12 protein-coding genes and 1 pseudogene are annotated in these 10662 nt (G+C 57.4%); 9 read left to right on the forward strand and 4 right to left on the reverse strand.

Annotated features, from left to right (window positions below):
• The 4 genes and pseudogenes from HA48_RS20980 to speG form a co-directional block, all read left to right on the forward strand.
• A partial coding sequence (locus tag HA48_RS20980) for an ABC transporter permease (RefSeq protein ID WP_139807997.1) occupies positions 1 to 392 on the forward strand: 392 nt, incomplete at its 5' end.
• A pseudogene (locus tag HA48_RS20985) lies at positions 382 to 1214 on the forward strand (ABC transporter ATP-binding protein). The gene HA48_RS20980 and the pseudogene HA48_RS20985, both read left to right, overlap by 11 nt.
• A complete protein-coding gene (locus tag HA48_RS20990; protein WP_128603045.1) occupies positions 1207 to 1872 on the forward strand; it encodes an ABC transporter ATP-binding protein in 666 nt (221 codons plus the stop codon). Before HA48_RS20985 ends, HA48_RS20990 begins: the two are co-directional and overlap by 8 nt.
• Before the next feature lie 233 nt (positions 1873 to 2105).
• On the forward strand, positions 2106 to 2651 hold the full coding sequence (gene speG / locus HA48_RS20995) for a spermidine N1-acetyltransferase (RefSeq protein WP_128603046.1): 546 nt from the start codon (positions 2106 to 2108) through the stop codon (positions 2649 to 2651).
• Positions 2652 to 2698: 47 nt separating this feature from the next.
• Here the strand turns inward: speG and HA48_RS21000 are convergent, their stop codons facing one another.
• The 4 genes from HA48_RS21000 to HA48_RS21015 form a co-directional block, all read right to left on the reverse strand.
• On the reverse strand, positions 2699 to 3121 hold the full coding sequence (locus tag HA48_RS21000) for a peptidase associated/transthyretin-like domain-containing protein (protein ID WP_128603047.1): 423 nt from the start codon (positions 3119 to 3121) through the stop codon (positions 2699 to 2701).
• 96 nt (positions 3122 to 3217) lie between these two features.
• Positions 3218 to 4153, reverse strand: a complete 936-nt coding sequence (gene mmuM, locus HA48_RS21005) for a homocysteine S-methyltransferase (RefSeq protein WP_128603048.1) — start codon at positions 4151 to 4153, stop codon at positions 3218 to 3220.
• Positions 4143 to 5558: an S-methylmethionine permease gene (mmuP, locus tag HA48_RS21010; RefSeq protein ID WP_128603049.1), complete on the reverse strand. Its 1416-nt coding sequence runs from the start codon at positions 5556 to 5558 to the stop codon at positions 4143 to 4145. The genes mmuM and mmuP overlap by 11 nt, the downstream gene beginning before the upstream one ends.
• 134 nt (positions 5559 to 5692) lie before the next feature.
• Positions 5693 to 6031: a DUF2002 family protein gene (locus HA48_RS21015; protein ID WP_128603050.1), complete on the reverse strand. Its 339-nt coding sequence runs from the start codon at positions 6029 to 6031 to the stop codon at positions 5693 to 5695.
• A 149-nt stretch (positions 6032 to 6180) separates the two neighbouring features.
• Here HA48_RS21015 and HA48_RS21020 point away from each other — a divergent pair, with 149 nt between their 5' ends.
• The 5 genes from HA48_RS21020 (at position 6181) to nrdF (ending at position 10599) form a co-directional block, all read left to right on the forward strand.
• Positions 6181 to 6498, forward strand: a complete 318-nt coding sequence (locus HA48_RS21020; protein ID WP_128603051.1) for a DUF883 family protein — start codon at positions 6181 to 6183, stop codon at positions 6496 to 6498.
• Between the two features lie 365 nt (positions 6499 to 6863).
• Complete coding sequence (gene nrdH, locus HA48_RS21025) at positions 6864 to 7106, forward strand: glutaredoxin-like protein NrdH (RefSeq protein WP_128603052.1); 243 nt, start codon at positions 6864 to 6866, stop codon at positions 7104 to 7106.
• A gap of 3 nt (positions 7107 to 7109) precedes the next feature.
• Positions 7110 to 7514, forward strand: a complete 405-nt coding sequence (gene nrdI / locus HA48_RS21030) for a class Ib ribonucleoside-diphosphate reductase assembly flavoprotein NrdI (RefSeq protein WP_128603053.1) — start codon at positions 7110 to 7112, stop codon at positions 7512 to 7514.
• Positions 7493 to 9631: a class 1b ribonucleoside-diphosphate reductase subunit alpha gene (gene nrdE / locus HA48_RS21035; RefSeq protein ID WP_128603054.1), complete on the forward strand. Its 2139-nt coding sequence runs from the start codon at positions 7493 to 7495 to the stop codon at positions 9629 to 9631. Before nrdI ends, nrdE begins: the two co-directional genes overlap by 22 nt.
• Before the next feature lie 8 nt (positions 9632 to 9639).
• A complete protein-coding gene (gene nrdF, locus HA48_RS21040; protein WP_128603055.1) occupies positions 9640 to 10599 on the forward strand; it encodes a class 1b ribonucleoside-diphosphate reductase subunit beta in 960 nt (319 codons plus the stop codon).
• Positions 10600 to 10662: the final 63 nt, after the last annotated feature.

The following is a 10662-nucleotide window of genomic DNA, read 5'->3' on the forward strand; positions in this document are numbered from 1 at the left end:
CCAGCTGGCCGCCCTTTGCCCGCCAGGCCCGCGCGGAGACTCTGGCATTACGCCGCAGCGATTACCTTGCCGCGGCACGTATGCAGGGCATTACCGGGCTGCGCCTGATGTTCGGCCATATTCTGCCGCTGTGCCTGCCTACTGCCGTGGTCCGCGCGGCGCTGAGCCTTGGCGGCATTATCCTCTCTGCGGCGGGCCTTGGCTTCCTGGGTATGGGCGTGCAACCGCCCACCGCCGAGTGGGGCTCCATGGTAGCCGAAGGCAGTAAAGTGATTTTCGACCAGTGGTGGGTTGCTGCCGCGCCGGGTGCCGCCATCCTGTTCGCCAGCCTGGCCTTTAACCTGACAGGCGACGGCCTGCGTGACCGACTGGATACCCGTCATGCCAAATGATCTCTTAATTGATGTACAGGGCCTGACCCTGCGCAGTGACGATACGCTGCTGGTGGATAACATCAGCTTCAACATTGGTCGCGAGCGGGTTGCGCTGGTTGGCGAATCCGGTTCCGGCAAATCGCTTACGGCGCGTTCGCTGATGGGCCTGCTGTCACCGTCACTGCATCTGCACGCAGAGCGTTTGCAGGTGGTCGGGGAAGATGCGCTCCGGCTGCGCGAACGCGACTGGATTACGCTGCGCGGCGGCAAGGTCGCGATGGTGATGCAGGACCCGAAATACGCGCTGAATCCCACGCGCACTATCGGCTGGCAGGTGGAGGAGCCGCTGGTGCTGCACCGCAAACTGAGCCGCGCCGAACGCAAAGAGAAAGTGTGTGAAATGCTGGACGCCGTGGGTCTGCCGGATCCGCGCCAGCTGATGAAGCGCTATCCGCATCAGCTCTCCGGCGGCATGGGCCAGCGCGTGATGCTGGCGATTGCCTGATCACCGATCCCGCGTTGCTGATTGCCGATGAACCGACCTCAGCGCTCGATCACGCCATGCGCGATCAGGTGCTGGCGCTGATTCGACGCCTGGTAGAGCAGCGTAATATGGGCTTGCTGCTGATCAGCCACGATCTGCAGCAGGTAGCCGAGCACTGCGAACGCGTGATGGTGATGTATAAAGGCCGCCTGCTGGATACGTTACCGGCATCGCAGCTGTCAGATGCCAGCCACCCTTATACCCGCACGCTGTGGGCCTGTCGCCCGAGCAAAGCTACCCACGGTGAACGCTTGCCGGTTCTGGATCGCGCGGCGCTGGAGAGAACCGATGATTGAGTTAGCCAACCTGAGCGTTGCGCACAAACAGGGTTACGAACTGCGCACGGTGGTACACGATGTGTCACTGCAGGTGGCAGCAGGAGAGTGCTTTGGTCTGGTCGGGCCGTCCGGCTGTGGCAAATCCTCGCTGCTGTGGGTGATGGCCGGGCTGAACCCGCACTGGCAAGGCGCAATGACGCTGGCTGGCACCGCGGTACAGCCCGGTAAACCTTTTACCGGCCAGCTGCGTCGCGATGTGCAGATGGTCTTTCAGGATCCCTATGCGTCGCTGCATCCACGCCACCGCCTGCGTCGTACGCTGGCAGAACCGTTAAAGATGCAGAAGCGCGATAATATTGACGATCGGATCAATGCGGGTTTCCGCCGCGTCGGGCTGGATCCGGCGCTGGCGGATCGCTATCCGCATCAGCTCTCCGGCGGACAGCGCCAGCGCGTGGCCATTGTGCGTGCGCTGCTGCTGGAGCCAAAGATCCTGCTGCTGGATGAGCCAACATCCGCGCTGGATATGTCGGTGCAGGCGGAGATCCTGAATCTGCTTAACGATCTTAAGCAGAACGACGGCCTGACGATGGTGCTGGTGAGTCATGATCCGGACGTCATCGATCATATGTGCGACCGCGCGGCACGCATGGCGCTCGGCCGGATTGTGGGATAACGGCGCACCCGCTCCGGGTCGCATATGCCTGCACCACATCTGTAGGGTACGCATTTATGCGCACCTCGTGTTTCAGGTCGCCATAAATGGCGCCTCTGAAGAGGTCCAGCTCCCAACACCCGTAGGGTGCGCATTCATGCGCACCTCGTGTTTCAGGTCGCCATATATGGCGCTCCCGGAGGTGTGGCATACTTATGCGCCTCACATCAGAGAAAATATTCAGGAAGAGTGCCATGACGGTAAAATTGCGCCCGCTGGAGCGGGAAGACCTGCACTTTGTGCATCAGCTGGATAACAACGCCAGCGTCATGCGCTACTGGTTTGAAGAGCCGTACGAAGCATTCGTAGAGCTCTCAGACCTGTATGACAAACATATCCACGATCAAACCGAGCGCCGCTTTGTGGTTGAACACGAAGGGCAGAAGGCCGGGCTGGTGGAGCTGGTTGAGATTAATCACGTACACCGCCGCGCCGAATTTCAAATCATCATCGATCCTGCCCATCAGGGCAAAGGGCTTGCCAGCAAGGCGGCAAAGCTGGCGATGGACTACGGCTTCTCCGTGTTGAACCTCTACAAGCTCTACCTGATTGTCGATCAGGAGAACGAAAAGGCGATCCACATTTACACCAAGCTGGGATTTGAAGTGGAGGGTGTGCTGAAGCACGAATTCTTCATCAATGGCGAATACCGCAACACCATCCGCATGTGCATCTTCCAGCAGCAGTATCTGGCGCAGCATAAGTCCGGCAGTGCGATGGTGAAGCCCACCGCACAGTAAGCGAGTGCCGCCATTTTGCCAGTGACAGGATGGATGGAGATCCTCGGTTAACGACCGCGCGCGCCTACCATATTCAGAATCGGCTGCGGGTGCGCCGGCTTCAGGTCATACATGCCGCCATAGTAGGGATCAACCACCAGCCAGCCGGGGAAGCCGAGCAGCGGAATGTTGCCCAGCACATACCAGAGATTGGCGTTGGCTTCGATTGGCAGCGTCAGCGGAACATAGCCCGGGCTCTCCAGCATCACCTGATAGTGCTTCTTGCCAAAATAGGTGCCATTCGACTTCGCCAGTTCGACGGTTTGCGGCGTATAACCCTGTGCCACCGCGCGGCCGGTCTCATCCTGCACGGTGAAGCGTGCACCCTGCGGTATGGAATCGATCTTAACCGGCTGCTTCTCAGAGCCAACAATGGTGGCGCAACCGCTCAGCAGCAGTGCACAGGCAGGTAAAAGGTGTCGCAGCTTCATAGCAGGTCCGCATCAGAATCAGAAAGGACAGTCTAAACTGCCCTTCCCCGCTTTTCACTCGCCTCAATCGCGCTATCACTGGCGCTTTTCTGCGCTTTATTGCGGTTGACAACAGGCCGCAATCGCCGCGATGTCCTGCGGCGTGGTGCGACAGCAGCCGCCAATCAGCCGCGCCCCTGCCTGCTGCCACGCCGGGAACTGGTCATGCAGCGTGCAGCCAGAGGGCGCAGAGTGCCAGGTTTTGCTGACAGCATCGTACTGCTCGCCGGAGTTGGGGTAGACCAGCAGCGGCTTGTCGGTTAGCGCCTGCAGCGTCTGCAGCGCCGGCGTAACGCTCTCCAGCGCGACACAGTTAATGCCAATAGCCACCACCTGCGGCGCAGCGTTAATCACCTCCGCCACTTTACTCAGCGGCGTACCGTCGCTGATGTGTTGTGCGTCACGCAAGGTAAAGGAGAACCACGCGCTGCTGTGCGGGAACTCCGCCAGCAGGCCGATCAGCGCCTGCGCTTCACCGAAGGATGGCAGCGTTTCACAGGCCAGCAGATCCACGCCCGCTTCCAGCAGCGCCGCCACGCGCGGACGGTGGAAATCCTTCATCTCTGCTGCCGGTAACGCATAATCACCGCGGTACTCGGCACCGTTTGCCAGATAAGCGCCGTAAGGGCCAACGGAACCGGCCACCAGCAGCGGCGCCTGGCTGCCGGACGCGGCGCGATAATCGTCGCGTGCCCGCTGTGCCAGCGCAACGCTCTGCCGTATTAACGCGCTGGCCTGGCCGCTATCCAGTCCGCGTGCGGCAAATCCCTGCGGCGTGGCCTGGTAGCTGGCGGTGATCGCGACGTTAGCCCCGGCGGTAAAGTAGTCATAATGCACCTGATAGATCAGTTCAGGATTCTCCATGAGCACCTTCGCGGACCACAGCGTATCGGCCAGATTACAGCCGCGCGCCTCCAGCTCGGTGGCCAGTGCGCCGTCCAGAATCAGCGTATCGGTATGCGTGAGCGCCTCCGCAATGGGATTATGCGACATCGTTGGCCTCCTTAGCCTTGAGAGAGTGTTGACGTTTCTGCGTTAAAGCGTAAGCCGCATAACAGAACAGCACAAACGGAATGCCGCACCACAGAGCAATGCGCTGCGAAGGATCGAACGCCAGCCCGACGCAGGCCAGCAGACACAGCGCAAACCCGAGGATCGGCACCAGCGGGTAGAGCGGCGCACGATAAGCGAGATCCTGCAACGACTTGCCCGCCTGCAGATAGCGGCGGCGGAAGACGTAGTGAGAGGCGCAAATACTGAGCCACACCGCCACCACGGCAAACCCCGAAATGGCCGAGAGCGCGACAAACACCGTGTCTGGCGCGATTACGCTGGAGAAAAGCGCCAGCAGGCCGCCCAGCATACTGATAGTGATAGCCAGCACCGGAATACCCCGCCGGTTTACCCGGGCAAAGCAGCGCGGCAGCGTGTTCTCGTTTGCCAGCGACCATAGCATACGGCCTGAGGCATACAGGCCGGAGTTGGCGGCTGACAGAATCGCCGTCAGGATCACGAAGTTAAAAATGTCAGCGGCATACGGGATACCGATCTTCTCAAACACCAGCACAAACGGGCTCTTCACGATGCCGGCCTGATCCATCGGTATCAGCGCCGCCAGCACGAATACCGTGCCGATAAAGAAGATGATCAGACGGGCCACGGTAGTGCGGATCGCCAGCGGCAGCGCTCTCTGTGGCTCTTCAGTTTCCCCGGCGGCGATGCCAATCAACTCGGTACCGGAGAAGGCGAAATTCACCGCCACCATGGTCATTAAGATGGGTAAGGTACCGTGCGGTAACCAGCCGGAGGCGGTCAGGTTATGCAGGCCTGGCGCGGCGCTGCCATCCTTCATCGGGATAAAGCCAAACAGTGCTGCGGCCCCCAGTACGATAAAGGCGATGATGGTGATCACCTTAATGATGGAGAACCAGAACTCCCCTTCGGCAAAGAAGCGTGTGGAGACAATATTCAGCAGATAGATGGCGATGCAGAACACCAGGCACCACAGCCAGACCGGTACTTCAGGGAACCAGTACTGCATGCAGAAACCGGCTGCGGTGAGGCTGGAGCCGAGCGCGACGGTCCACGTCAGCCAGTAGAGCCAGGCCACGGTATAACCGGTTGCCGGGCTAAGGTAGCGCGCGGCGTAAACGTGAAATGCCCCGGTTTCCGGCATCGCTACCGCCAGTTCGCCAAGGCACACCATCACCAGCCAGACCACCAGCGCCCCAATCAGATAGGCCAGTAAGGTGCCCGCTGCACCCGTGGTGGAGATGATGTAGCCGGTGTTGAAAAACAGACCGGTACCGATTACGCCCCCGAGCGACAGCATCACCAGATGCCGCACTTTCATGGTGCGCTTAAAATTTTCCTGCGGAGGGGTATCCTGGGTTTGCATTAATTTTATCCATATGGACGTCTAAACTTCTATATGGAGACAGAGTTATACGCATCCGCCCGGCAATTTGCAACGTGGTAAAGGGTGGGGATTTATCAGAGGAAGGTGCGGCCCCGCAGTGACGGGGCACAACGTCAGGCGCCAAATACGCCCTGCAGATAGCGCTCCAGCGCCATACGCGAACTGAAACCGTGCGGGATGCCGTAGTGCTCTTTTGAGTCACCCATCAGGTAGAGAGGGAACTGCGTATAGTGATCGCAGGTTTTCATCTCCGAGGCCGGATCAGCAAAGTGCTGACTCTTCTCTTTCAACGTGGGGTGAATAATCAGCGCGGTGCGCCCCATGCGGGCTTCGCGGTTGACATAGACATAGTTTTCGCCGCGGCGATAACCATAGGTTTTTGGCGTCAGGACGTCCATTTCGAACCCTGCTTTTTCCAGTACGCGCGCGACTTCATCCGGACGTAAATACATGCTTGCTCCTCTCTTCTCACAGCCCCGCAACCTTACAACAGCAGCACAGCACAGGCCATTCGGAATTTCCCTAAAGCCTGGCACAACGCTGCGTTTAGTCACGTTTCGTCTACACTTAGTATTACGTTTTAAATCAAAGGGAGCGAAAAATGTTTAATCGAACCAGCAAAAACGATGACATTGATATTAATCAGGATGTAAACGAACTGGCCGATTCGCTGGAAGCGTTGCTGAAATCTTACGGCAGTGAAGCCAAAGATGAAGTTGATAGTGCACGCAGCAAAGCACAGGCGTTGCTGAAGCAGACGCGCGCTAAGCTGGATGGCAATAGCAATCGCGTATCCCAGGCGGCGCGCGATGCCGGTTATCAGGTAGATGCTTATGTGCATGACAAACCCTGGTATGGCGTCGGTATCGGTGCTGCCGTAGGCCTGGTGCTGGGCGCACTGCTGGTGTCACGTCGCTAAATAGCATACCGTTTCAAACAAGAGCCCTGCTGACGCGGGGCTTTTTTTGTGCCAATTCTGGCCACATCAGGCACTGCACAATCTAAAAAGCCGCGCGACTGTTTCTGCCCTAAAGCTGAAAACGTTTTGCTCTGCCCTTTACAAAATTTTTTTCCCGCCTGAAAGCCGCGTGCTTTCTGACATACGCGATATCCGGATGACCAAAAGGCCAAAACCCTATATCTGGTAGGCTTGATCATACACACCACTACATCTAGTATTCAGATCATCAACTCGTCACACAATAGCGGCAGGGATGAAGCTGAGAGCAGCGGAATTTGCTGCAGATTTCATACCCTGACCGTCATCAAAGGGAAATACGAATCATGCGCATTATTATTTACACTAAGAATAACTGTGTCCAGTGCAATGCCACGAAAAATGCCATGGACCGCGCGGGTATCGATTATCAGCTCGTCAATCTGGATACCCAGCCTGATGCCATCGAAAATCTGCGGTCGCTTGGCTATCGCCAGGTGCCGGTGGTGATGACCCAACACGATCACTGGAGCGGCTTCCGCCCCGATAAGATCGCCAGCCTGCGTCAGCTTGCGGCTGTCGGAGAGTAAACCATGTTTCCACTGGTCTATTTTTCCAGCCAGTCGGAAAACACGCACCGATTTATTACCCGTCTGGGCCTGCCGGCGCACCGTATACCGTTGGATGCCACGCAGCGCCTGCACATCCACCAGCCGTTTATTCTGGTGGTGCCGAGCTACGGCGGCGGCGCCTCACGCGGTGCCGTGCCCCGACAGGTGATTCAGTTCCTGAATGATGATGCTAACCGACGCGGTATCCGTGGGGTGATTGCGGCCGGCAATCGCAACTTTGGTGAGGGCTTTTGCCTGGCGGGCGACATCATTGCGCAGAAATGTCAGGTTCCCTATCTCTACCGCTTTGAGCTGATGGGAACCCCCGACGATATTGCAAATGTTAAAGCGGGAGTAACTCAATTTTGGCAACGACAGACACCCTGAACAGCACGCGAGCCGATTACCACGCGCTTAACGCAATGCTTAACCTGTACGACGCAGAGGGCCGCATTCAGTTCGAAAAAGATCATGAAGCGACGCGACAGTTCTTCCTGCAGCACGTGCAGCCCCATACGATGTCGTTCGCCTCAGCGGGCGAGCGCCTGCGCTATCTGGTAGCGGAGGGCTACTACGAAGCCGATGTGCTGAATCAATACGATTTCGCCTTTCTGTGTCAGCTGCATGATGAGGCTGATGCCTTTGGCTTCCGTTTCCGTACCTTCCTGGGCGCGTGGAAGTTCTACACCAGCTACACGCTGAAAACCTTCGACGGCAAACGCTATCTGGAGACATTCGAACAGCGTGCCTGCATGGTGGCGCTGACGCTGGCGCGCGGCCATGAAGCCCTGGCGCGTGAGCTGCTGGCTGAAATTCTCAGCGGCCGCTTCCAGCCGGCGACGCCCACTTTCCTTAACTGCGGTAAACAGCAGCGCGGCGAACTGGTCTCCTGCTTCCTGCTGCGTATTGAGGACAACATGGAGTCGATTGGCCGTGCGGTTAATTCGGCGCTGCAGTTATCCAAACGCGGCGGCGGCGTGGCGTTTCTGCTCTCTAACCTGCGCGAATCCGGCGCACCGATCAAACGCATTGAGAATCAGTCATCCGGTGTGATTCCGGTGATGAAGATGCTGGAAGATGCCTTTTCCTATGCCAACCAGCTGGGCGCGCGTCAGGGTGCCGGTGCGGTATGGCTGAATGCCCACCATCCGGATATTTTCCGTTTCCTTGATACCAAGCGCGAAAATGCCGACGAGAAGATCCGCATCAAGACGCTGTCGCTGGGTGTAGTGATCCCGGATATTACCTTCCAGCTGGCGAAAGAGAATCGTGATATGGCGCTGTTCTCGCCCTATGACGTTGAGCGGATTTACGGCAAAGCGTTTGGCGATATCAGCATCAGCGAGCTGTATGACGAAATGGTGGCTGACGATCGCATCACCAAAACGTACATCAAACCGCGCGACTTTTTCCAGACGCTGGCAGAGATTCAGTTTGAGTCCGGCTATCCGTACATCATGTATGAAGATAGCGTGAACCGCAGCAATCCCATCGCCGGGCGCATCAACATGAGCAATCTCTGCTCGGAGATTTTGCAGGTGAACAGCGCCAGCGAATTCAATGAGGATTTGAGTTATCGCCGCGTGGGCAAGGATATCTCCTGTAACCTTGGTTCGCTTAACATTGCGCACGCCATGGATTCCCGCAATCTGGCGCAGACCGTAGAAGTGGCCATACGCGCGCTGACGGCAGTGTCTGAAATGAGTGAAATCAACTCTGTGCCGTCGGTGGCGGAGGGTAATCACCGCTCGCATGCCATCGGGCTGGGTCAGATGAACCTGCACGGCTATCTGGCGCGCGAAGGCATGGCCTATGGCTCTGAAGAGGCGCTGGACTTTACTAATCTCTACTTCTATTGCGTCACTTATCACGCGGTGCGTACCTCGAATCTGCTGGCCCGTGAGCGCGGCCAGGCATTCGACGGTTTCGCCCAATCACAATACGCCAGTGGCCGCTACTTCGATAAATATGTTGAGCGAGCCTGGCAGCCGCGCACGGCGCGCGTGGCGCAGATTTTTGCCGATGCCGGCGTGACCCTGCCTGGTCAGGCTGACTGGCAGGCACTGCGCGCCGCCGTGATGCAATACGGCCTGTATAACCAGAACCTGCAGGCGATTCCGCCTACCGGCTCCATCTCCTATATCAATCATGCGACCTCAAGCATCCACCCGATTGTCTCGCGCATTGAGATTCGCAAAGAGGGTAAAACGGGGCGCGTCTACTATCCGGCCCCGTTCATGACCAATGACAATCTGGCGCTCTATCAGGATGCCTATCAGATTGGCCCGGAAGCGATTATTGATACCTATGCCGAAGCCACGCAGCACGTCGATCAGGGGCTATCTCTGACGCTGTTTTTCCGCGATGACGTGACAACGCGCGATATCAATAAAGCGCAGATCTATGCGTGGAAGCGCGGCATTAAAACGCTCTACTACATTCGACTGCGCCAGATGGCGCTACAAGGCACCGAAGTGCAGGGCTGCGTCTCCTGCTCACTGTGATGATGACTATGCAACTAAAATCCATTCAGGCTATTAACTGGAACCGCCTCCAGGACGACAAAGATCTCGAAGTGTGGAATCGTCTGACCAGCAACTTCTGGCTACCGGAGAAAGTGCCGCTGTCGAATGATCTGCCCGCGTGGCAATCGCTGGACCACCAGCAACAGCAGCTGACCATTCGCGTGTTTACCGGCCTGACGCTGCTCGACACCATTCAGAATGTGATCGGCGCGCCCGGGCTGATGGAAGATGCGGTAACGCCGCATGAAGAAGCGGTGTTATCAAACATTAGCTTTATGGAGGCGGTGCATGCGCGCTCGTACAGCTCCATTTTCTCTACGCTGTGCAACACCGCTGACGTCGATGCAGCGTATCGCTGGAGTGAAGAGAATGAAGCGTTGCAGAACAAGGCAAAAATAGTGCTGCAGCACTATCGCGCCGACGATCCGCTGAAGAAGAAGATTGCCAGCGTATTTCTGGAGTCATTCCTGTTCTACTCCGGCTTCTGGCTGCCGATGTACTGGTCGAGCCGCGGCAAGTTGACTAACACCGCCGATCTGATCCGTTTAATCATTCGTGATGAAGCGGTACATGGCTATTACATCGGGTATAAGTATCAGAAAGCGCTGGAGAAAGCAGACGATGCGCGCCGTGAATCGCTACAGCAGTTCGCCATCGATCTGCTACTGGCGCTGTATGAGAATGAAGTGACCTATACCGAGGCGCTGTATGGCGACGTGGGCTGGGCCGAAGAGGTGAAAACCTTCCTGCACTATAACGCCAATAAGGCGCTGATGAATCTGGGCTATGAAGCGCTGTTCCCGTCTGAGCTGACGGCGGTGAACCCGGCAATTTTGTCTGCACTTTCGCCGAACGCCGATGAAAACCACGACTTCTTCTCAGGGTCGGGTTCATCCTATGTGATGGGTAAAGCGGTCGAAACCGAGGATGAAGACTGGAACTTCTGACCGGCTCTGGCGCCAGATGAGGTAATCCTGTCTGGCGGCTCTGATGCAACGGGCTGGCGGCCC

Source organism: Pantoea wallisii (assembly GCF_002095485.1).
Taxonomy (GTDB): Bacteria; Pseudomonadota; Gammaproteobacteria; order Enterobacterales; family Enterobacteriaceae; genus Pantoea; species Pantoea wallisii.

Bases quoted from the DNA above. Each gene is read 5' to 3' on its own strand.
- HA48_RS20990 (WP_128603045.1), top strand. From the start codon at position 1,207: ATGATTGAGTTAGCCAACCTGAGCGTTGCGCACAAACAGGGTTACGAA.
- speG (WP_128603046.1), top strand. From the start codon at position 2,106: ATGACGGTAAAATTGCGCCCGCTGGAGCGGGAAGACCTGCACTTTGTG.
- HA48_RS21000 (WP_128603047.1), bottom strand. From the start codon at position 3,121: ATGAAGCTGCGACACCTTTTACCTGCCTGTGCACTGCTGCTGAGCGGT.
- mmuM (WP_128603048.1), bottom strand. From the start codon at position 4,153: ATGTCGCATAATCCCATTGCGGAGGCGCTCACGCATACCGATACGCTG.
- mmuP (WP_128603049.1), bottom strand. From the start codon at position 5,558: ATGCAAACCCAGGATACCCCTCCGCAGGAAAATTTTAAGCGCACCATG.
- HA48_RS21015 (WP_128603050.1), bottom strand. From the start codon at position 6,031: ATGTATTTACGTCCGGATGAAGTCGCGCGCGTACTGGAAAAAGCAGGG.
- HA48_RS21020 (WP_128603051.1), top strand. From the start codon at position 6,181: ATGTTTAATCGAACCAGCAAAAACGATGACATTGATATTAATCAGGAT.
- nrdH (WP_128603052.1), top strand. From the start codon at position 6,864: ATGCGCATTATTATTTACACTAAGAATAACTGTGTCCAGTGCAATGCC.
- nrdI (WP_128603053.1), top strand. From the start codon at position 7,110: ATGTTTCCACTGGTCTATTTTTCCAGCCAGTCGGAAAACACGCACCGA.
- nrdF (WP_128603055.1), top strand. From the start codon at position 9,640: ATGCAACTAAAATCCATTCAGGCTATTAACTGGAACCGCCTCCAGGAC.